This window comes from Syntrophomonas sp. (assembly GCF_028707975.1).
GTDB lineage: Bacteria > Bacillota > Syntrophomonadia > Syntrophomonadales > Syntrophomonadaceae > Syntrophomonas.
This window is the reverse complement of record NZ_JAQVZX010000006.1, coordinates 1-22,889: the sequence shown is the minus strand read 5'-3', so window position 1 is coordinate 22,889 and position 22,889 is coordinate 1. Positions and strand designations below refer to the sequence as shown.

Here is a 22,889-nt window from a genome sequence, read left to right as displayed (position 1 = left end):
CGCCTCCCCATCAAAAGCGCCGGTATAGCAAATAGGCTAGAACGAATCCTAAAATGGTGAAAAAATTGACATGAAGCATAAAGCCAAATTGCAAACTAAATACATTCAGGTCTAAAGAAAAAGCAGGCAGACCTATACTCTGAACCTGCCCCAGCACATGCAAATTAGGCCATAGCTTTACTACGGCATCTCCTATCCATCCACCTATAATTCCTCCCAGCACCAGTAAAAGCAAGAAAATCTGCCAGCCTGGGTAGGCGTTGGATCTTGCCACTTTTCTTCCTCCAGTCGCACATTTTTTTAAGTGTAGCATTAGGACCGGCTAAAAACAAGACCAGCAAAAAAGGGGATAAATCCCATCATTACCTGTAACCAGGAAACAGAGCATCCCCTTTTAGATATCCTTTCTAACCTCCCATGGCCGCATCCTTAATAGCGACCGCAGGGTGCGTCAATAGTAACCGCAGGGTGCAACCTTAATAGTTACATCCGCAGGATGGAACACCAGGAGTACCCGCAGGGTGCAGGGTGGGGGTATTTCCTCTTCCGACGACTGACGACCATTCAATCCTCCGTCTTCCGTTTCCTACCTGTTATTCAAGGCCAGGTAGAAACTTAAAACTTCCAGGTTAACTGAAAGATCCACATTCCTCAATATGACCTCATTGGGTACTTTGAGTACCCGCGGCGAAAAATTGAGAATGGCTTTTACCCCCGAAGCTACCAGGAGGTCGGTAACATCCTGGGCCGCCGGAGCAGGCACCGTAATTACCCCTACCGTAATATTCTTTTCCGTCACTCTCTGCTGAAGCAATTCCAGAGGCTCAATCTTTACCCCATCCAGTTCGCTGCCAATTATTTTCTCATCCACATCCATAATCGCGCTGATAGTAAATCCCCGATCCAGAAAGCCCTGGTACAGGGCAAAAGCCGAACCCAATTTACCGGCGCCTATGATAATAATATTCCATCTTCGGTCAAGTCCTAAAATCTTCAATAAACAGCCATATAGGTCTTCTACCTTGTATCCTACCCCACGGGTGCCAAACTCGCCAAAATAGGCCAGATCCTTTCTCACCTGGGCCGAACTAACGCCTACGCCAGCAGCGATTTCACCCGATGAAACTGTTTCCACGCCTTCCTCGATCAATTGCCTGAGATAGCGGGAGTAGATTGAGAGCCTCATAATTGTCGCTTCTGGAATTTTAAAGACTTTCAAGCCCCCATCCCCCTTTTCTTAAATTTTTCTGCTTGTCTTGCTTATCTTTTCACTGGACATAGTTTGAAAAGAACAGTTCGCCAGCTTTTTAGTAGAACCGCTGCTATCATTATAGGAAGATTTTGATTAATTTGTAAACAAGCATTGCTGCTAATGCTGCTGAAGGAATGGTTACAAACCAGGCGATTAGAATTTGGCGGGCAATATTCCAGCGCACACCCTTCAAGCGTTTGGCTGCTCCAACTCCCATAATGGCGGAGGAAACAACATGGGTGGTGCTAACCGGAGCTCCAAGTAGACTGGCGGAATAGATTACCGCTGCGGAAGTGAAGTCAGCGGCAAAGCCATTTATAGGTTCAATACGAAATATTTTCCCCCCCATGGTCCTGATAATCCTCCAGCCTCCCACTGCGGTCCCCATGGCCATAGCCAGGGCACAGGCTAGCATAACCCAGATAGGAACATGAAAACTACTTATTAACCCTCCACTTAACAAGGTCAAGCTTATTATTCCCATTGATTTTTGAGCATCATTGGAACCATGAGCGAAAGAAGCCATGCAGGCGGAAAGTATCTGGAGCTTGCGGAATTTGTTATTGGTTCTAGCCGGAGAAGCTTTCTTAAATATCCAAAATAATAGAGTCATTACCATGCTACCAGCCACAAGACCCAGTATGGGTGCTAGAATTAAGCCGCTGAAGATCTTGACAAAACCCTGCCAGTTAACCGCGTAAATGCCAAAACCTGCTATCGCTCCTCCAACCAGTCCCCCTATCAGGGCATGGGATGAACTGCTGGGAATGCCAAAATACCAGGTAAATAGGTTCCAAAATATGGCCCCCATTAAAGCAGTAATCAAAACCAGAGGAGTTACCAGATCTGGAGCTACGATGCTCTTGCCTATGGTAGCCGCAACTGCGGTGCCACTCAAGGCCCCGACAAAATTCAGGGTGGCAGCAATCATTATGGCCGTACGCGGCGACAGAGCTTTGGTGGAAACTGATGTGGCAATGGCGTTGGCGGTATCATGGAAACCGTTAATGAAGTCAAAGAGGAGAGCCAATAGGATAACCAGTATAATCATTGCTAAACTAAACATATTTTACCGTTATTCCTTTAATTATGTTACTGACGTTTTCACAATAATCCAGTGTAGTCTCCAGGTGTTCATAAATCTCTTTCCATTTAATAATTTCAACCACATTTTCCGTTTTCTCAAAAAGAAGAGCAATACCTGCTCGGTACAGGTAATCGCCCTCATGTTCATAAGACCTGATTTTTTCACAGGAAATAACAATTTCATCGTGCCTGGTTTTAAGCTCGGGAAGTTTGGTTACTGCGTTTTTAATCTCCCGGGTAGCCGTATTTAAAACCGCAATAAGTTTCATTATATATTCAGGTTCTTTGGGCGCATCTGCTTTGTACAAAACAAACTTTTCCATGGAGCCCTGAATATGATCTAAAATATTGTTTAATTCCCGGGCCAGCATGAGAATATCCTCCCGATCGAAAGGAGCTATGAAAGAGCTGTTGATTTGCTTCATAAGCAAAGACAAGGTTTGGTCTCCCTGCTCTTCCATCCGGGTCAGTAATTCCAGCTTTCCCTGTGCATCCATAGCTTTCTTGGAAAATTCCAGCAATATATCAGCGGCATCACAGACCGCTTCTGCCAGTTCATTAAAAAAAACAAAGAACTTGTCTTCCCGTGGCTTTAACTTGAAAACCACTTTTATACCTCCTCGATCCTACTTATCCTATTCTAATTATAACAAACAATGTCTTTAAGCCTGTGTTAAGAATCTGTTAACAATAGCTTAAACACTGGTTAAGTATTTTCGCGCCTTATCCAAAAGATAGAATGATCCGGTAATCAAGAGATATTCTCCCGGCTCCAGCAGGCGCTCTCCCAGCTTAATGGCTTCTATAATATCTTCCTCAAGATATAAATCAGCTCCTGGAAAGAGTAAAGACCAATCATCCCTCAGTCTTTTCCAGTTTTTACTCCTGCTACCTTCCGGCCGGCTTAAAACCAAAGCCCTGGTATTGAGGCCTAAGGGTTTTAGTATATTCTGTGCATCCTTATCATCCAGTACACCCAGAACCAGGACTTTTTTCTTTCTGGGTAAGATATCCTCCAAGGATGATGCCAATACTGAGGCTGCCTGAGGATTATGGGCCGCATCTAAAATAAGCGGGGGGTTCATCTTTACTACTTCCATTCGCCCCGGGATTCTTAGTTTTGCCAGGGCCGCTTTCATTTCCCCCTCAGTCCACGAGAATCCGGCCATTTTCAAAATCTGTAGAGCAGTAAAAGCCACCGCCAGGTTTTCCAGTTGATAGGAGGCCGGAGAAGACAGAAAGACCTTATCCATGACTTGCCCGGAAAAAACGAGCTTAAGCCACTGCCCTTCCAGGCAGGACCGGGCCTCACAAGTGACTTTTACCATTGAACTGGAATAGAGCGGAGACTCTAACTCCCTGGCTCTAGCTGCAATCACCTGCCGGGCTGGAGAATTAACCGGCCCCATAACCAGCGGCACCTTATTCTTGATTATCCCCGCTTTATTCCTCGCGATTTCTTCCAGGGATGTCCCCAAATACTGGGTATGGTCATAATCTATGCCGGTAATAACCGAAACCACCGACTCAATAACATTGGTTGAATCATAAATTCCACCCATACCAACTTCAAATATGGCCAGATCCACCTGTTTGTCGCGAAAATATTCTAAAGCTATAGCAGTTAGTATTTCAAATTCTGTAGGCCGCTCGCTCAAATTCTTAATATGCTTTTTCACCTGTGCCAGATAGGATAAAAATTCTTCTTCCCCGATGAAAGTATCATTTATAGTAAATCTTTCCCGGTAGGAATGAATATGGGGCGAAATAAAACGCCCCACGCGATAGCCGGCCTGACTTAAAACTGCAGATAGCATAAAGGAAGTTGAACCTTTGCCATTGGTTCCAGCAACATGGACTGTTTTTAGACCCTTTTCCGGCTGCCCCATCTCCCGAAGCAGGGCTTCGATTCTGCTTAGACCGGGTTTAATGCCCGAGCTGGCTATTTCTTCAAGTTGTTGACCTGCTATTTCTTCAAAAGCTGCAAGCGTTGTAAAATCCCCTCTTTTCTGTTTATCGCCTCTCCAGCCTTACTTCTCTCCTTCTCAATAACCTCGGGAGGAGCTTTGGACAGGAACTTCTCATTGTTAAGTTTGTTTTCCGCTTTTTGAAGATCGCTCTCGGCCGTCTTTAATTCCTTTAGCAGGCGCTGGATTTCTTTTTCCACATCGATTATGCCTTCCAACGGTACATAGATCTCAGCTGCGGAAAGCAGGGCCGATACCGCCTGTTCCGGTTTCTTCTCCAGTTCATACAGCAGCTCTAACTGCTCCAAACGGGCCATTTGCTTGATCATGGCCTGATTATCCATAAAGACTTGCCTTCTCGCTTCATCCGGCACTACCATTATTGATTTAATGAGAGTAGAGGGATTTATATTAAATTCGGAGCGAATATTACGCAGAGCTCGAATAGCCTGCATCAACTGCTGCATCTGCTCTAGCTCTGGCAGCCAGATCAATTCCTCTTTGCTCTCCGGCCAGGGATCCAGCATGACGGTAGCGGAGTGAGCAGGTAGAAAGTGATATATCTCCTCAGTGATAAAGGGCATAAAAGGATGCAGGAGGCGCAATATATCGACCAGAACATCCCGCAAGACATTTTGCACTACCAATCTTTCCCGGGGATTAGCCTGGTTTACCAGCCGGGGTTTGGCCAGTTCAATGTACCAGTCGCAAAATTCATCCCAGATAAATTCGTAGAGTCTGCGGGCTGCTTCACCCAGGTCATATTTGTCCAATAAGCTGGTTACTTCCGCCATGGTAAGCTGTAAACGCGACAGAATCCAGCGATCCGCCAGCATCAGCTCCTCAATGCCTGGCTTGATGGCTTCAAATCCCTCCATACTCAGAAGAACAAAACGCGAAGCATTCCATATTTTATTGGCAAAATTACGGGTGTTCTCCACCTTATCCCAATGAAAACGAACATCATTCCCTGGTGTTACACCAGTAATTAGGGAAAACCTCAGGGTATCGGCGCCAAACTTCTCTATCACTTCAATCGGATCTATACCGTTATTTAAGGACTTGCTCATTTTTCGGCCCTGGGCATCCAGAATCAATCCATGAATATTTACATCATAGAAAGGGACCTCTCCCGTGTGTTCAATTCCGGAGAAAATCATACGCGCCACCCAAAAAAAAATGATATCGCGGCCGGTAACCAGGACGGTGGTGGGGTAAAAGAAATCCAAATCCCGGGTCTTATCCGGCCAGCCCAGAGTGGAAAAAGGCCAGAGAGCACTGCTAAACCAGGTATCCAATACATCATCATCCTGTTTTAATTCAGCTGACTCACATTGCGGGCAGCAGTCTGGATCTTCTTTACTGCAGATTATCTCCCCACATTCCTGGCAAAACCATACCGGTATACGGTGTCCCCACCACAACTGTCGGGATATGCACCAATCCCGGATATTTTCCATCCAATTGATGTATATCCGGGTAAAACGCTCCGGAACGAATCTTATTTCTCCGTCCAGCACCTTTTGAATGGCGGGCTCAGCTAAAGGCTTCATCTTTACAAACCACTGGGTGGATACCAACGGTTCGATTACGGTATCACAGCGCTGGCAATGTCCTACGGCATGCCGGTGTTCTTCCACCTGGAGCAGATAGCTCTGAGCTTCTAAATCTTCCACTACCTGGCGGCGGCAAGCATAACGGTCCAGACCCTGGTAAGGGCCAGCATTCTCATTCATAAAGCCATACTTGTCTATCACCGCTATTTGCTCCACCCCATGCCGCAAACCCATATCAAAATCGTTAGGGTCATGGGCCGGGGTTACTTTAACCGCCCCGGTACCAAAGTCTTGGTCCACATAATCATCAGCAAACACCGGTATCACCCGGTTCATCAGGGGAAGCAAGATTTTCTTGCCAATAAGATGCTGGTATCTTTCGTCATCAGGATGCACGGCCACCCCGGTATCTCCCAGCATGGTTTCCGGCCTGGTAGTGGCTACCACTATAAACTCATCTTCACCCTCCAGCGGGTATCTTATATGCCAGAGATGGCCAGCACTATCCTCATGTTCCACTTCAATATCGGAAATAGCCGTGTGACAGCGGGGACACCAGTTTATTATGTAATCCCCCTGGTAAATCAAGCCCTTTTCATAGAGATTGACAAAAACCTCACGCACCGCCCGGGAACAACCTTCATCCATAGTGAAGCGCTCCCGGCTCCAATCGCAGGATGAGCCCATTAGACTCAACTGCTGGGTTATCCGGTTGCCATATAAGTGCTTCCACTCCCATACCCTTTCCAAAAAATTTTCTCTGCCTAATTCGTACTTATTCAATCCCTCCCGGGCCAGCGCCTCCTCAACCCTGGCCTGGGTGGCTATCCCGGCATGGTCGGTTCCGGGCAGCCATAAAGCATTATATCCCTGCATTCTCCGCCAGCGGGTTAATATATCCTGCAAAGTATTATCCAGGGCATGTCCCAGATGCAATGACCCGGTGACATTGGGCGGGGGCATAACAATGGAAAAAGCTTTTCCCTCCAAATCCGGACGGGGGGCAAAATAATTATTCTCCCTCCAGTATTGATACCATTTGTTCTCGACCTGTCCTGGTTCATATACACTGGGCAAACTCGTGACCATCGACATCAAAGATTTACCTCCTTATTTCCACTGGTTCACAGCAAAAAGTCATAAACCTTATGCTTGTATATTTATCCAACCCTTATGCAACAAAGGGATTCTTGCCGCAGAGTCCTGGTTAATTTATGCTTACTTGCTGTTTTTTTCTATCGAATTTTAAACTTCTTTCTCAATTCTACTTAAAGCAGATACATTAGTGCAAGTTCCAGAGCAAATTTCACTTAACATTTAAGGCCTTTATGAGTTACAATTGTCTCTAGATTATGGCATTAGAATTGAGGGAGAAGAAATGCACAATAATATAATTGCCCGTGAAGGATGGCCTTTTATTATTTTTTTTGCCGTTATAACTTTTTTGCTTCTATGGATCTCCTGGTATAAGTTCGCCATAGCCGCTAGCATCTTAACTGTTTTTTGTCTTTATTTTTTTCGCAATCCGGAACGAAAAGTCAATGAGGATAAAGATCTGGTTTTAGCCCCGGCTGATGGCAGGATAATGGAAATCAATACTGTCTGGGAGGATCAATATTTACAGACTAAAACTATACAGCTAAGGATTTTTTTAAATCTATTTAATGTCCATGTTAATCGTAGTCCCATGGCGGGTACCATAGAATGGGTAAATCGAAAAGGCGGGATTTTTTTACCTGCCTTCAAAAAGGAAGCGGGTGAAAAAAATGCCCGTAACTATGTAGGTTTGCTTTCCGAATATGGGAGAATACTGGTAGTGCAGATAACCGGACTAATAGCCCGTCGCATTGTTTGCTGGGTGAATCCAGGTGATACCTTGAATGCAGGGGAAAGGATCGGCCTTATACGCTTTGGTTCCTGTACGGAACTATACTTACCCCTGGAAGCCGAAATTCTGGTGGTTCCTGGTCAGAAGGTAAAAGGCGGAGAAACCATCGTTGCCCGCTTTCACCCGGCAGTATCTGAGCAAGAAAAATAAATAGGAGGCGTGAGATGAAGGTTGCAAAACCAGGTAGAAATGACCCCTGTCTTTGCGGTAGTGGGAAGAAATACAAAAAGTGCTGCGGTGCCTTAAGTGAGTTGCTGGACTTTGATGGCGACCCCTTTACTCGCTATAGCCAGTTGATAATAGCGGCAAAAATAAAACTGGATCAATTCTATGGTCAGCAGATTAAAAAGGTCAATAAAGAAATTAAAGAACACTTTCTTGCTTTTACGGTAGATAAAAATCTGCCCCCGGAACATGAAAGCCTTATGTCTGACTGCTTATGGTTTGACCTGGCTTCCCATGACGATGATACCTTTGCTTTTCAATATTTAAAGGAACATGGAAGCTTTATGGAAAATCCCTTGCGGGATTGTTTAACCGCTCTGGTTTTTTCCTATTTATCGGTATATGAAGTTAAAGGATACCAGGATATGCACCTGGAGATTGAAGATATTTTCCTGGCTAAAGAGCATAAAGTCCTCTTAAAGGAACCCTGGGAAGTTGATGCCGAAGAAAACCCCGTTCTTCTTTTAGGGCGATTAGTCAATTTCCCGGGAGAAAATGTTTTTTCCGGTATGGTGTTGGTTATGGAAAACAAATCTGCGGAAAAGGATTTTCTAAAGCAACATATGGAATACTTGAGTAGTTTATTGGGAGAAAAAATTACTAACCTCTTAAAATTTAATGCAGAAATGCTCTATGGACTTTTCGACCACGCTTATAAGAAAGTACTGCTAAGCTTCAATCATATAGAAAGCAGCAGTATTAACGATGAAGAAAGAAACCTGCTCCTAAAACAGCTGGCAAATAATAAAGACTATACCTTGCTTCACCAAACCGGAGGATATAGCTGGTTCCACTTTTCCGGAGAGAATCGAGCTTATGCCAGAATAGGAGTCGGCATGGATAATATACTTTTTGCTGCCGATTTACTGGAGGATATTCATAAGCTTAAGCAAGTGCTGGTGGATATTTTACCCGAGAAAGAATGGGCTGTGGTTAATAACCGTTTCCGCAAGCAGCCCCCGGCTGAGGAGTTAATGAGTTTGTGGTTTACTGTAATCAAAGATAGGGAAACTGAGCGCTGGTTGTCTACTCCTCATGGGGAACTGGATAAAAAAACCCCTCAGGAGTTGCTGGCAGAAGAGAATGGCCGCGAACGGCTTTATGATCTGCTAGATGATTTTTCTAAATCTCTGCCCGGTAAAAGTGAGCAAGAATTGATTCAATATATGAAAGAAAGAATAAGTCAAAAAACCTCCCTCTAAGGGGAGAGAAGCTCAGCCAGGGCGGCTTTTAATTCCTCTACCCCCTCCCCGGTATGAGCGGAAAATACCAGGGGCATATCAGGTAAATCCAGGGTCTTACGAATCACCGCCATATTTTTCATTCTGGCCCCTCGGGAGAGCTTGTCGGCTTTGGTAGCTACTATCAATACCGGTATCTGCAAATGCAATAGCCAGTCTTTCATCAAAATATCATTTTCTCCGGGTTCATGCCGAATATCCAGTAATTGAATCACACCCCGAAGCTGTTCCCGCTGGCTAAGATAAGCCTCAATCATTTTCTTCCAGCGGGATTTTTCTTCCCGGGAAACCCGGGCGTAACCATAGCCCGGCAAATCAACCATAAACCATTGATCGTTAATTAAATAATAATTTATGGTTCTAGTTTTACCGGGAGTTGAACTGGACTTGGCCAATTTTTTGCGGTTGCATATTTTATTGATTAAAGAAGATTTCCCCACATTGGAACGACCGGTCAGGGCAATTTCCGGGAGATTGCCCGCCGGTAGTTGATTAATATCTACATAAATTCCCTCTAATTCCGCTTTTTTTACTTTTAACCCCATAGGACCTCTTTGTCTTGTTAATTTGTCTTCTTCGCTGCCCAAATTATCCCTTACACCTCGCGCCTTACTTTTCTAACATAGATCTTTATTGGCTTCGGGCTCTACCCTTTCCTGGCCCAGGCTCTCCCCAACCAACTCAGGATTTAGCAATACACCGGGAAATTCTTCACCCGTTTGCATAGGTTCCAACTTGAGCAGGGTTTCCTCTAATACTTCATCCATATGACTGACCAGAACCAGCTTAATTTTTCTTTTAACCGGGGCTGGTATTTCGGCCAAATCCTTTTTATTTTCTACCGGCAGAAGTACCTTGGTAATCCCCGCTCTATGAGCCGCCAGAATTTTTTCTTTTAATCCGCCAATAGGCAGGATTCTACCCCGCAGGGTTATTTCACCGGTCATAGCAAGCTCACTTCGAACCGGGAGGCCAGACATGGCTGAAGCCAGGGCCGTAGCCAGAGTTATTCCGGCGGATGGCCCATCCTTGGGGATGGCCCCTTCGGGAATATGGATGTGTACATCATATTTATCACGGATTTCGTCACTAATTCCTAATTCATCTGCTTTGGAACGAACATAGGTTAATGCTGCCTGGGCTGATTCCTTCATCACTTCACCCAGCTTGCCGGTTAAGGTCAAGTTCCCCTTGCCCTTTAGCAAAGCAACTTCAATAGATAATATTTCCCCTCCACTCTCCGTCCAGGCCAAACCAGTTGCTACCCCTACCTGGTTTTCGCTTTCCGCTATTCCATAGCGGTATCTGCCTACTCCTAAAAAACGATTTAAACTGTTGGAGCCGACATGAACATAAGTATCTTTATCTTCCACCACCTGGCGAGCCACCTTGCGGCATATAGAAGCAATCTGTCTTTCCAGGTTTCTAACCCCGGCTTCCCGAGTATATTCGCGGATAATTCGGCGCAAGGTTCCTTCGGAGAATGCAATATTACTTTCCTTCAGGCCGTGTTCTTTTATTTGTTTTGGTACCAGGTAATCACTGGCAATGTGAACTTTGTCTTCCTCGGTGTATCCAGTTATTTCTATTATTTCCATCCGGTCCAGCAAGGGACGAGGGATATTGAAAACCGAGTTGGCCGTGGTAATAAACATTACCTTGGACAAATCAAAGGGTATTTCCAGATAATGATCACTGAAAATATAGTTTTGTTCGGGATCCAAGACCTCTAGAAGGGCCGAGGCCGGGTCTCCGCGAAAGTCCATGGTCATCTTGTCGATTTCATCCAGGAGAAAGACGGGGTTTTTGGAACCCGCTGTTTTCATGCCCTGCAATATGCGGCCCGGCATGGAACCTACATAAGTCCGACGATGCCCTCTTATTTCGGCCTCATCCCGGATGCCTCCCAAAGACATACGGATGAATTTCCGTCCCAGGGAGCGAGCTACTGACTTGCCTAAAGAGGTCTTTCCTACCCCGGGAGGACCAACCAAACAGAGAATGGGACCTTTCATTTTCTTGGCCAGCTTACGAATGGCCAAATACTCCAGAATTCTTTCTTTCGGTTTTTCCAAACCGTAATGGTCCTCATCCAATATTGCTTCGGCGGCTTTTAAATCCAAGCGATCCCGGGTTTCGAACGACCAGGGCAAAGATAAAATCCAATCCAGGTAGTTGCGCACCACCACGGCTTCAGCCACCATCGGTGGCATTTTTTCCAGCCTTTCCAACTCCTTAAAGGCCTTTTCCTCAGCATCTTTGGGCATATTGGCTTTCTTGATGCGTCCTCTGAATTCTTCAACTTCACTCGTACGCTCGTCTTTTTCTCCCAATTCCTTTTGGATAGCCTTTATTTGTTCCCTTAAATAGTATTCCTTCTGCGTCTTTTCCATCTGCTTGCGCACCCGGATATTGATCTTTCTTTCCAGTTCCAGAACTTCCATTTCCTTGGCCAGCAGTTCGCAAAGGTAATTCAACCTCTTAGCAATATCGTTCAATTCCAATATCCGCTGTTTTTCATTTATTCTCAGATTAAGATGGGATGCAATAACATCCGCCAGTCTTCCTCCTTCTTCAATAGCTACTACTGAAACCACCGTTTCGGGAGGAACCTTTTTGCTCATCCTTACATATTGTTCAAATTGACCCACCAGGTTTCTCATGAGAGCTTCCTGTTCAGGGCTCTTAATCTTTTTATCCCTTAATTCTTCCACTTGCACTTTCATATAAGGATCATTAGATAGATAAGAGTGAATTTCCGCCCGAAATAAACCTTCTACCAAAACCCGCATGGTTCCACCCGGCATTTTTAATATTTGTCTTATTTCAGCAACCGTGCCTACTTCATAAATATCTTCTTCATCCGGTTCATCGGTTTGGGCTTCCTTCTGCGTTGCTAAAAATATTTCCTTGGAACCCAGCATAGCGTCTTCTATAGCATGTATGGACTTCTTCCGCCCTACATCCAAGTGTATGACGGTATAGGGGAAAACCAGCACCCCGCGGAGAGGCAGCATAGGTAATTCTCTATATATTTGATGGTCTTCTGTTGGCATAAATAAACACCTCCCAAGCACATCTATTCTACTATATGTGTTAATTCAGTGCAATAACGCCTGTAATCGATTTCCAGGCAGTTGCTACTTTATCTACCAATCATCAAGTCGAAACGCCAAGGCCGGGCTCATTAATCATTTGCAGCGGTTTATCTGTAGTAGCGGGAAATACTTGCTGCTCAAGAAAAGCCCAGGAAAAGACCTCCTCCAATTCCTGAACCGGAATCACTTTTAAATCAGGAAAATCGTCAAAAATACTAAGCCAATTTTCCGCCGGGATAATGACCTTTTGCACTCCAGCCCTGCGGGCGGCCTCAATTTTAGCTATAACTCCTCCCACCGGCTTAACCTTGCCGTAGACTGAGATTTCCCCGGTCATGGCTAAAAGATTATCCACTGCTTTACCGGTAATACTCGAATAGATGGCAGTGGCCATACTTATACCCGCTGAGGGTCCATCTACGGGAATGCCCCCGGGGAAATTCAGATGGATGTTGTAATCCCCAATTTCTAAATCATAATTTGACCTCAAAACGGTAAGGACATTTTCAACCGCTCCTCGGGCCATACTTTTCCGCCGGAATTGTCTTTCCTGTCCTCCAACTTGTTCTTCATCTACCACTCCGGTAACCGTCCAGTTGCCCTGGCCTTTGGCCACAGAAAGAGCCGCAGCCTCTACCTCCAATAAAGTACCCATATTGGCGCCAAACACGGCCAGTCCATTAACTACCCCTACCATTGCTTCTCCCTTTATCTTGATCTCCCGGCGCGGTGAAAATCGGCCATTGTTTAAAACTTTTTCCACGATAGACAGGCTTATTTTATTTTCTTTTTCCACCTGAGCTATTCCCGCCGAGAGTTGGATCATATTCACCGCTTCCCTTCCATTACCGGCATAGCGACTTATTTCCTTCAAGGCTGCAGGTTCCAGGGGAAAATCTATTTTCCGGGCCGCATTATGGGTTATGTGTTCTATATCTTCCTTTGTAAGGGAATTAAAGAAGATTTCCAGACAGCGTGATCGCAAAGCTGCCGATAGCTCATCCGGGGAGCGTGTGGTTGCACCCACCAGGCGAAAATCAGCGGGAAGCCCCTGGTTAAATATTTCATGAATATAAAGCGGAATAGTCCGGTTGTGTTCCGTGTAATAAGCACTCTCCAGCATAACTTTTCTATCTTCCAAAACTTTCAGCAATTTGTTCATCTGTAAAGGATGTAATTCCCCGATTTCATCAATAAAGAGAATGCCCCCGTGGGCCCGGGTACAGGCTCCCGGCTTGGGTTGAGGAATGCCGGCTGAACCCATAGACCCAGCCCCCTGATATATGGGATCGTGCACCGAACCAATCAATGGATCGGCTATGTTTCTTTCATCAAAGCGGCTTATGGTAGCATCAACTTCTACAAAGTTGGCGTCTTTTCTGAAAGGGGAGAGGGGGTTTTTTTTAGCCTCTTCCAATACCAGGCGTGCAGCAGCGGTTTTTCCTACTCCAGGAGGACCATATATGATAACATGTTGTGGATTCGGCCCGCACAGAGCAGAACGAAGAATGGAGACTGCTTCCTTCTGTCCTATAATATCATCCATATGAGCAGGACGGGTTATACTGGACAAAGGCTCGCTAAGCTTTATGTTACGCATCTGTCTTAACCTATAACTCTCTTTTTCCGACTCCTTTACCATTACCGTTTTATGGCTCTGTTGGTTCTTCAGTAGATTCCAAAAATATAAGCCGATCACTACCGCAAAGAACAATTGTATCAAGTAGAGGATACCGCTATATTGGACGAAAAATTCATTCATGAGTTTTTTCCTTTCCTTTGTGCTTTTTGTATTATTCCCTTAGCTCTGTCTTCGGATTAGGAAAAAACTCAGTAAAAAAAGGTAGCGCGCGCTACCTTTTCCACATAAAAATATTCCGCTTTGAAAAGTGAACTCCTGCAACCTTAATAGCGACCTGTACTTTAAGTTAATATCATCGGCAAGTTGATAGTGCTTTTAATGGGTCCCAGGAGCATCAGTAGTGATCGCAAAGCCTTCACATGCGTTTAGCGCAAGAAAAAGCCGCGATTAGAGCCCTCCCCCGCACTAGTTGACTTTTCGCCGTGCTTCCATAGTAACCAGCAGAGGTTGCTCTTTCTTTTCAATCACATCCCGGGTTATGGCTACTTTGGTCACATCCAGGCGGGAAGGAATCTCATACATTACTTCCAGCATAATGTCTTCTATTATTGCCCTTAAACCACGGGCCCCCGTATTCCGGCGCAGGGCTTCATCGGCAATAGCCTGCAGGGCATCTTCCTTAAATTCGAGATCCACCCCATCCAGTTCAAACAATTTCTTATACTGTTTGACCAGGGCATTCTTGGGCTCGGTTAAAATACTCACCAGAGCACCAATATCCAGTGCTTCCAGGGTGACAATAATAGGTACTCTCCCTACGAATTCGGGAATCAGGCCGTATCTCAACAAATCCTGGGGAAGAATCATATTCAAAACTTCCCCGATTTTTTTCTCTTCCCGGCGCTTGATATCAGCACCAAAACCCATAACCTTTTGTCCTATCCGGTTCTCAATTATCTTATCTATACCTTCGAAAGCTCCCCCACAGATAAAAAGAATATTACTGGTGTCAATCTGAATAAACTCCTGATGGGGGTGCTTCCGCCCTCCCTGCGGGGGAACACTGGCTACAGTTCCTTCCAGAATCTTTAAAAGAGCCTGCTGCACTCCCTCACCCGACACATCCCGGGTGATGCTGGGATTGTCTGTCTTACGCGCTATTTTGTCGATTTCATCAATGTAGATTATTCCCTTTTCCGCCTTTTCAATATCGTAATCAGCGGATTGAATAAGCTTTAAGAGGATGTTTTCCACATCTTCGCCCACATAACCGGCTTCGGTTAGGGAGGTGGCATCAGCAATGGCAAAGGGAACATTCAATATTCGGGCCAAAGTCTGGGCCAGCAAGGTCTTGCCACTACCGGTCGGCCCCAGCATCATTATATTGCTCTTCTGGAGCTCAACATCATCCAGTTTCATCCCCAAGTTTATCCTTTTATAATGATTATAAACAGCAACGGCCAGGGACTTCTTGGCCCGATCCTGACCAATAACATAATCATCGAGAATCTCACGAATATCTTGTGGTTTGGGAATGTCCCCGAGTTCAAAACCCAGGTCATCCGCCAACTCTTCTTCAATTATCTCATTACACAACTCTATGCACTCGTCACAAATATACACACCCGGTCCAGCAACAAGTTTCTTAACCTGATCTTGAGTCTTGCCACAGAAAGAACACTTCAATTGCCCTTTTTCATCCCCGTATCTGTGCATAAATCCACCTCTCTTTGGCCAAAAGTTATTTCTTGCTGGTCTTCTTCGGATGGCTTATTACTTCATCTATAATACCATATTCTTTAGCCTCCTGGGCAGTCATAAAATAATCCCGGTCAGTATCCTTTTGGATTCGCTCCAGGGGTTGACCGGTCCTTTCAGCCAGTATTTTATTTAAAGATTCTTTCATACTCATTATACGCCGGGCATGGATTTCGATATCAGTAGCCTGTCCCTGGGTTCCCCCGGCTGGTTGGTGTATCATAATTTCCGCATTGGGGAGGGCAAATCTCTTGCTTTTTTTTCCTGCAGCCAACAGGAATGCTCCCATGCTGGCAGCCAAACCTACACAAATGGTGGAGACATCAGGCCGGATATATTGCAAAGTGTCATATATGGCCATCCCTGCCGTTATGGAGCCGCCCGGGCTGTTGATATATAAGGAAATGTCCTTGTCCGGGTCTTCCGCTTCCAGAAATAGAAGTTGGGCAATTACGAGGTTGGCTATGGTATCGTCAATACCACTGCCCAAGAATATTATCCGGTCTTTAAGCAGACGCGAATAAATATCATACGACCTTTCGCCACGATTAGTTTGTTCCACTACCATAGGTACCAGATATGACATTATAATCACCCCTTCAATTTTAATTTTGATTAATAAAAAAATATATCCCGGGGACGGTCCTTCTGATATATATCATAATATATCTGCGTGAATCAGCGTCCAATAACCCCCTGCAATACCCCTATTTTCATCGGCGGCTGTGTCCTCTGGGCATGAGGGGTTCCCCTGCAAAACTTGTATTTTTATGCAACCCTTATGCAAGAAAAGGGGTTTTTGCAGTGGAGTTAATTTTAAAACTAAATGTCACTTTGCGGGTTATTCATCTACCGCTGTGGCTATTTCTGCTACTTCCTTAACTACCGCCTTGTCGATAAGGAAGTCAATCGCTTTATCTATTTTTATCCCGGTTCTGATGTTCTCGATAGCATCGCCCAGTTCTTCCTTTATCTTGTCTACTTCCATTCCAAAACTATCGGCCAGTTTAATAATGTGTTCATCAAGTTCTTCTTCACTGACCTCTATCCCCTTTTCCTCAGCCACTTTTTCCAGCATGAAATCACCTTTTACTGATTTCTCGGCTTCCGGCCATATTTTCTGGCTGAAGTCCTCCTGATTGCTGTTGGTGAACTGGAAATACTGCTCCAGAGTCAAGCCCTGATAGACCATTCTTTGCTCAAAATCCTGCAGCATCTGTTCCACCTGCATTTTAATAACTGCATCAGGGACAGGAATATCACATTTTTCCAGGGCCTTTTCCATAAGCTCAGTTCTAATGGCCTCTTTACGGCGACTATCTGCCGCTTCCTCCAGGTTTTTCCTAATGTCCTGGCGCAGCTCATCAATAGTATCAAACTCGCTCACTTCTTGGGCAAACTCATCATTAAGCTCTCTGGCTTCAGCCGTTTCAATTTTATTTACGCTAACCTGGAAAACAGCCTCCTTGCCCGCCAGATCCTCAGCATGATAGGATTCCGGGAAAGTAACCCGCACATCCTTGCTTTCTCCGACCTTCAGCCCTACTAATTGTTCTTCAAAACCAGGAATAAAAGTATTGGAGCCCAGCTCTAGAGAATAGTCCTCTCCCTTGCCCCCGGCAAATGCTTCACCATCAATAAAACCTTCAAAATCAATGCTCAACTTATCTCCCATAGCAGCCGGTTCTTCTGTTTTTTCTACTACTTGAGCATAATGCTGGCGCATATCTTCAAGTCTCTGAATAACATCCTCTTCTTTTACCTGAAAAACAGGTATTTCAACATCTATGCCCTCTATTTCCCCTAACTTGACTTCCGGCTTGACCGGTACACGAGCATTGAACTTAAAGGCTTTACCCGATTCAGGGTCATTGATGTCAAATTCCGGCTGGGCAATAGGCCTGATGTTCAATTCCATCAGGGCCTTTTCATAGGCTTCTGGAACAATATATTCCAGTGCGTCCTGGAAAAGCACTTCCTTGCCAAATTGGAGTTCCAAGAGCTCTCTGGGTGCTTTTCCTTTGCGAAAACCAGGAATGCTAACCTGTTTGATCACTTTGCGATAAGCGTACTGTAGACCTTCCTCAACCTGCTCGGCACTAATCTCTACTTCAATATAGGCCTCGCTGTTTTCTATCTTCTCTAATCTTGCGGTCATTTATGCTCCTCCTACCCTTTCATTAATTTAGACTTTGACTTATTACTGTATTTTACGAATACTATACCTGACCTATCTTATTGATTTTTTTGTTTCCTGAATAATCCTCTTAAGAATTTACCCTAATTTAACTTAAAACACAAGACCCCGGCTGTTGCCGAGGTACAAATTAAGCAAGTAAAAGATGGGATTAACCCGCGGTTCCAGCCTTGGCAAGGCAAGAGCTGAACACTAAAGCACTGGCAGATAAGCCTTTAGATATTTAAAGAATAATTAATTCCACTCTTCCAAGTCAAGTCTCTCCCATTTATTCTTTGATTATTTTCAGGGTAGCAGCATCTATTTTACCTGAAGGAGTTAGATTGTGGTCGCTTTGAAACTGGCTCAAGGCATTACTTAACTCTTCTTCATTAGCCGGCTTTTGCTGGAGGTAGTCTTGCTTGATTAATTCCGCTATCACCGCATCCAACTCCTCCACGGTAAGCAATTGAATATTAACCCGGGAGTATGGTTCGTCCACAGAACTAACATGTGACCTATGCAGGGGAGTTGCTGCTGGTTTTGCAGATTCATCGGAAGTCTTGCTGGAAACCTCACTGCCCTCCCCGGGCCTGACCCCGTATTTCAGGTGCTTCAATTCCTGAATATTCTCATTATGTGCCAGGTTTTCATCTTTTTTTATATTGGGGTCGGTAATTACTTCATCTAAAGCTGACATCTGTTTATCAGCAGCAGGAGCCGGCAAATCGGGACTCCTCTGCGGGTATTGAGCCGTTGACCCGCTACAGCCACCAAGTAAAACAGTTGCAGTGATTAATAATCCTATCAAGAGTTTATTAATCGCCACTTTTCTTATCCTCCATTTTGCTTACATAGCCCAGAATAGAGCCTGGATTCAAGGAATGCACCATATTGCTGGGAACGATAACCAGAGATGATTTTTCCTTTATTCCTTCATAGAGAATATTCATCGCTCGCAAACTGAAAGCTTCCGGATTGTTGTGGTATCTGGTAGCGGCCTGGGCAAACTTGTCGGCTATCTCCAATTCCGCAGTTCCCAATATAACCCGGGCCCTGCGCTCTCTTTCTGCCTGGGCTTCCCGCGACATCGCATCCTGCAACTCATCCGGTATCATAACATCCCGTATTTCCACTGAGCGAACGGAGACTCCCCAGGAATCTGTACGAGCATCGATCATCACTTTCAACTCTTCATCGATATGTTCCCTTCCGGCTAGCATAGCATATAGTTCAGTTTTCCCGATCATATCCCGCAGAGTGGTCTGAGCCGCCCAGAATACCGCTTTCTGGTATTCCTCCACCTCCAGGGCCGCCTTCATAGGATCATCCACCAACCAGAACATTACTGCATCCACATTAACCGGAACATTGTCCTTGGTCAGGGTTTTCTCCGCTGCAAAAAATGTGGTTCTAACGCGTAAATCAATCCAGATGGGAGCTTCATCAATGATAGGTATTATGAAAAAAAGTCCCGGTCCGGCCATCCTCTGAAATTTTCCCAACCTCAATACAACTACCCGATCCCACTCCCGGGCCACCTTGAGCGACCAGGCTGCCAGCACGGCTATTATCCCCAAAAATACCGTCAACCAGATTTGCTGCATAATAATATATGCGTAGCTCGACAAAGCTGCAAGTAAAATAAAAACCAAAATTGCAGGTGCATTGAGCCTATCTCCGCGATATTTAATCCAATCAGGCTCCTGACGATCTCCATTATTAGCCATCCTCATTCCCCTTTCTATAGCCCAGGTAAACCAAAAGCACCGGGGTAATCCCGCTAAGTTATCAAGCATCAGGAATTTTTAGCAGAATCAAGTGTTATTATTTACTATCATATCAAAAATAATTCCATTATACTAAGAAACGATTCGTAAATTGAGGAAAATATATCATGGGGACGGTCCTTCTGATATATATCATAATATATCTGCGTGAATCAGCATCTATAACAAACTCCTGATGTCACTATTTTCATCGGTGATTGTGACCCTCGGCCATGGGGGGTTAGTACAAAATTTTAAGGGGACAATCTTGGAGATTGCCCCCTGTTTATCTTCATCCGTTAACCCCTAACATTTCGCAAACCTCACACTTCTCCCCTAACGCTTAACTTGCTTTATTGAGCTCCTAACAAATTAATCGCCATTTTGCTGGTTAGATATCCGCTGTCTGGAACTACTTCGCGCAGTTTCTCCAATGCCTGCCGGGCTTTATCTTCTTGCTGATCAAAGTAATAGATACAACCCAGATAAAAGAGGCTTTCATCATAATAATTGGTGGAAGGAAAATCCCGGGTATAATCCAGGAAATATCTTTCCGCATTTTTATAATCGGAATTAATATAATAAACCCGCGCTAAATAATACAAGGCTTCGCGATGGAGAAAACTCTTCGATTGCATAGAAACCACCATACCCAGGTTGCTCACAGCTTTCTTATAATCACCATCTAAATAAGCCTGATAACCCTCGGAATAATACCATTTTTCCTGTTCCAGATCATAATCGGCCCCCGCCATAGTGTTTTCCACACCTGTACTTTTAAGTTCTTCCGGTAAAAAATGCTTCGCCTGATGTTCCGATAAAACCGCCTGGGGCTTGTTTCCCTTCTCAACTTTTTGCTGGAAATACTCCACTTCCTGTTTATTCTTACTGGATTGCTTTTCATCATTATCCCGCTGACCGACTAAATAACTTACTCCCTGTACCAGCAAGACCGTACACAACACCCCGGAAAGCAACCAGGCTAGTCTTATTCGGGGTAAAGCCGGCCATTGAATCCATTTTTCACTCACTTCTTCCAATTCTACTGTCTGAGAAGACTCTTCTTCATAAATATTCAAGTAATTCAACAAAGGTTGATTGGATAAATCCCAGCCCAATCCTTTGCTCCATACTCTCCGCGCCGAATAGCGGTCTGCTTCCGCCAGGTAACACAAGCCCAAAAGTTGATAAATCCCCACAAAACAGTCTTTTTCCTGTAACAGCTCCCACAGAGAATTTCTAGCCGCCTCATAATTCCGGTTTTCCACCTGATTCAAGGCTTCATAATAGCGCTTTAACCAGAATTGAAAGGGTGGGTCTTGCAAATCCTCCAGGGCCGAAGAAGCTTCCCGGTTGGCCGTATCCAACTCCAAAACCTTTTTCCAACAGAGCTCCGCTCTTTCAAAATCACCCCAGAGGAAATAACAGCGGGCTACAAGATTCAATATCTCAATATTTTCAGCATCTGCTTTTATCGCCTCTACCAGGATTTCATAAGCCCCGGTAATATCATGTTTCAAAAATTTTTCCGCCGCCTGCTCGGATAACGAATTAATTGATGTATCAGTATTTTCATTAATATTTGTTTCCATGCTTTCCTTCATATTTATAACCATTCCTTTCTTGAGGAACAAAAGATCATGAAAGAAATTTCTTTCATATTTCATTCGCCCTCAGATCTTCTTTCCAACTTATTCCACATTTGTTTTATAATTCCTTCCAGCTTCTGTAAATTTTTATCTGTTTTCTTTTGACTGATTATTTTGAATACTAAAATTTCCAATTTTCGCCTGGCTCGCTTTACGCCATCCGGAACCTATATAAAAAAGATAAATATTATGATACTAAGCAAGTATATGAGGAGAATGAGGAAAATGGTATATGCCAGCCGGTTTTTACGGTTAGAAAAAATACGAATGTCCGGGCCTGATATTTATTTAATGCAAAAGAGACTAAAGGAGTTGGGATTTAATCCTGGAGTGGAAGATGGGATATTTGGAGAGCAAAGCGAAGCCGCGCTGAAAGCCTTTCAAGCCAGCCGGGGTCTCATAGTTGATGGTATTGTTGATACCAACAGCTGGCTCCAACTGGATCCCAGTTCTTCAATCCGGCTGCCAAAAAAGCGACAGGGCCAGGCCTGGGAGCAACCTCGCATCAGTATTGATGTGGTAAAAAGAAGACTTACCTATACCTCCGGTACCTTTAAGAAGACCTACCCGGTAGCGGTGGGTAAGCCACAAACTCCTACCCCACTGGGAAATTGGACCATAGTTCAAAAAACGGCCAATCCTGGAGGGGCTTTTGGTGCTCGCTGGATGAGACTCAGTGTTCCCTGGGGAGGATATGGCATCCATGGAACCAACCGCCCCAGTTCTATTGGCAAAGCTGCCAGCCACGGCTGTGTGCGCATGTATAATGCTGATGTAATCGCGCTTTATGACCGGACTCCCCTGGGTACACCGGTTAATATATTCGGGAAAGCCAATACGGGACGGGTTCTTTCGAGGGGTGATGAAGGCAGTGATGTGAAAGAGGTGCAGAGGATGTTAAGAACCCTGGGATACTACCGGGCCAAACCCGATGGTAAATTCGGCCCTAAAACCGAAGCCGCGGTAATTGCTTTCCAAAGGGATAAGCAACTGATAGCTGATGGTATTGTAGGGCCATATACCCATCATGCCCTGCAGAAGGCTTATGACCTGGCCATCAATGATGTGGAACCCTAGAGCCTTCAACCCCAATTGACAGCCATCCCTTGCAGATGATATTATAAAGAAGTTCGGGGCGTGGCGCAGCTTGGTAGCGCGTCTGATTTGGGATCAGAAGGCCGCAGGTTCAAATCCTGTCGCCCCGACCAGTTAAAAACTTAATCTTTGATACAATAAAAAGCTTTGTAATACAGGGCTTTAGCTCTTTTCTGGGATATTTTCAGGTTGTTTTTAGCAGCATTTTTACTCATTTTGCGTAAAAGTGCCTCTATTTGCCAAGGGTGTGCGCTTTTATTGTATCAGTCCAGGGATGTTTCTTTTCTTGTTTTTGCACAAAATCTATATATAATAATGCAGAATTATAATGAATTGTGCAGAAAGAAAACCTTCTAATCTGACCTATATCGCTTGACTTCTGCATATTCTAGCAGTAATATTGTGCAGAACCACGAGCTTTTGTGCAGAAGGGAGGCAAGTCGTTGAGAGAGTTTGATTATACGGCCGTTCCCAATGAACTAATGAACCATGAATTGATGAATCTGGTATCTGCAATTCATGAATATAAAGGAAAACAAGAATTGTT

18 protein-coding genes and 1 tRNA gene are annotated in these 22,889 nt (G+C 44.7%); 4 read left to right on the top strand and 15 right to left on the bottom strand.

The window, feature by feature from the left end; all coding sequences use genetic code 11:
• Nucleotides 1–10: 10 nt before the first annotated feature.
• From PHP87_RS01630 to PHP87_RS01605, 6 genes are all read right to left on the bottom strand, one after another.
• Nucleotides 11–274, bottom strand: a complete 264-nt coding sequence (locus PHP87_RS01630; RefSeq protein ID WP_299917688.1) for a DUF4321 domain-containing protein — start codon at nt 272–274, stop codon at nt 11–13.
• Between the two features lie 312 nt (nt 275–586).
• Nucleotides 587–1,219 (bottom strand): redox-sensing transcriptional repressor Rex, encoded by a 633-nt coding sequence (locus PHP87_RS01625; protein WP_299917687.1) that lies wholly within the window; start codon nt 1,217–1,219, stop codon nt 587–589.
• A gap of 109 nt (nt 1,220–1,328) precedes the next feature.
• Entirely contained in the window at nt 1,329–2,318 is a 990-nt protein-coding gene (locus tag PHP87_RS01620) for an inorganic phosphate transporter (RefSeq protein ID WP_299917686.1), read from the bottom strand.
• Nucleotides 2,311–2,946 (bottom strand): DUF47 family protein, encoded by a 636-nt coding sequence (locus PHP87_RS01615; protein WP_299917685.1) that lies wholly within the window; start codon nt 2,944–2,946, stop codon nt 2,311–2,313. Before PHP87_RS01615 ends, PHP87_RS01620 begins: the two co-directional genes overlap by 8 nt.
• 87 nt (nt 2,947–3,033) lie before the next feature.
• Complete coding sequence (locus tag PHP87_RS01610; RefSeq protein ID WP_299917765.1) at nt 3,034–4,248, bottom strand: folylpolyglutamate synthase/dihydrofolate synthase family protein; 1,215 nt, start codon at nt 4,246–4,248, stop codon at nt 3,034–3,036.
• A gap of 56 nt (nt 4,249–4,304) precedes the next feature.
• Complete coding sequence (locus PHP87_RS01605) at nt 4,305–6,956, bottom strand: valine--tRNA ligase (protein ID WP_299917683.1); 2,652 nt, start codon at nt 6,954–6,956, stop codon at nt 4,305–4,307.
• 283 nt (nt 6,957–7,239) lie between these two features.
• Here PHP87_RS01605 and PHP87_RS01600 point away from each other — a divergent pair, with 283 nt between their 5' ends.
• Together PHP87_RS01600 and PHP87_RS01595 are read left to right on the top strand one after the other, a co-directional pair.
• Nucleotides 7,240–7,899 (top strand): phosphatidylserine decarboxylase family protein, encoded by a 660-nt coding sequence (locus PHP87_RS01600; protein WP_299917682.1) that lies wholly within the window; start codon nt 7,240–7,242, stop codon nt 7,897–7,899.
• A 14-nt stretch (nt 7,900–7,913) separates the two neighbouring features.
• Nucleotides 7,914–9,176 carry an SEC-C metal-binding domain-containing protein gene (locus PHP87_RS01595; RefSeq protein ID WP_299917681.1) on the top strand — a complete coding sequence of 421 codons (1,263 nt, stop codon included), beginning with the start codon at nt 7,914–7,916 and terminating at the stop codon, nt 9,174–9,176.
• Here the strand turns inward: PHP87_RS01595 and yihA are convergent.
• The 9 genes from yihA to PHP87_RS01550 all read right to left on the bottom strand — a co-directional run bounded on the left by yihA (nt 9,173) and on the right by PHP87_RS01550 (nt 21,265).
• On the bottom strand, nt 9,173–9,760 hold the full coding sequence (gene yihA / locus PHP87_RS01590; RefSeq protein ID WP_299917679.1) for a ribosome biogenesis GTP-binding protein YihA/YsxC: 588 nt from the start codon (nt 9,758–9,760) through the stop codon (nt 9,173–9,175). The genes PHP87_RS01595 and yihA overlap by 4 nt on opposite strands.
• Nucleotides 9,761–9,832: 72 nt before the next feature.
• The gene (lon, locus tag PHP87_RS01585; RefSeq protein WP_299917677.1) at nt 9,833–12,271 is read right to left on the bottom strand and encodes an endopeptidase La; all 2,439 of its coding nucleotides are present in this window, start codon (nt 12,269–12,271) and stop codon (nt 9,833–9,835) included.
• 103 nt (nt 12,272–12,374) lie between these two features.
• Nucleotides 12,375–14,075: an ATP-dependent protease LonB gene (lonB, locus tag PHP87_RS01580; protein WP_299917675.1), complete on the bottom strand. Its 1,701-nt coding sequence runs from the start codon at nt 14,073–14,075 to the stop codon at nt 12,375–12,377.
• Nucleotides 14,076–14,360: 285 nt separating this feature from the next.
• Complete coding sequence (gene clpX, locus PHP87_RS01575; RefSeq protein ID WP_299917674.1) at nt 14,361–15,611, bottom strand: ATP-dependent Clp protease ATP-binding subunit ClpX; 1,251 nt, start codon at nt 15,609–15,611, stop codon at nt 14,361–14,363.
• A 25-nt stretch (nt 15,612–15,636) separates the two neighbouring features.
• Nucleotides 15,637–16,239 (bottom strand): ATP-dependent Clp endopeptidase proteolytic subunit ClpP, encoded by a 603-nt coding sequence (gene clpP / locus PHP87_RS01570; protein WP_299917673.1) that lies wholly within the window; start codon nt 16,237–16,239, stop codon nt 15,637–15,639.
• A gap of 255 nt (nt 16,240–16,494) precedes the next feature.
• Entirely contained in the window at nt 16,495–17,811 is a 1,317-nt protein-coding gene (tig, locus tag PHP87_RS01565) for a trigger factor (protein WP_299917671.1), read from the bottom strand.
• Nucleotides 17,812–18,118: 307 nt separating this feature from the next.
• Nucleotides 18,119–18,658 carry a peptidoglycan-binding domain-containing protein gene (locus PHP87_RS01560; RefSeq protein WP_299917669.1) on the bottom strand — a complete coding sequence of 180 codons (540 nt, stop codon included), beginning with the start codon at nt 18,656–18,658 and terminating at the stop codon, nt 18,119–18,121.
• The gene (locus PHP87_RS01555; RefSeq protein ID WP_299917668.1) at nt 18,648–19,559 is read right to left on the bottom strand and encodes a slipin family protein; all 912 of its coding nucleotides are present in this window, start codon (nt 19,557–19,559) and stop codon (nt 18,648–18,650) included. The genes PHP87_RS01560 and PHP87_RS01555 overlap by 11 nt, the downstream gene beginning before the upstream one ends.
• Nucleotides 19,560–19,951: 392 nt before the next feature.
• Nucleotides 19,952–21,265, bottom strand: a complete 1,314-nt coding sequence (locus tag PHP87_RS01550; RefSeq protein WP_299917667.1) for a tetratricopeptide repeat protein — start codon at nt 21,263–21,265, stop codon at nt 19,952–19,954.
• Nucleotides 21,266–21,463: 198 nt separating this feature from the next.
• Here PHP87_RS01550 and PHP87_RS01545 point away from each other — a divergent pair, with 198 nt between their 5' ends.
• Together PHP87_RS01545 and PHP87_RS01540 are read left to right on the top strand one after the other, a co-directional pair.
• The gene (locus tag PHP87_RS01545; RefSeq protein ID WP_299917666.1) at nt 21,464–22,324 is read left to right on the top strand and encodes a peptidoglycan-binding protein; all 861 of its coding nucleotides are present in this window, start codon (nt 21,464–21,466) and stop codon (nt 22,322–22,324) included.
• A gap of 54 nt (nt 22,325–22,378) precedes the next feature.
• A tRNA-Pro gene (locus tag PHP87_RS01540) sits at nt 22,379–22,455 on the top strand.
• Nucleotides 22,456–22,889: the final 434 nt, after the last annotated feature.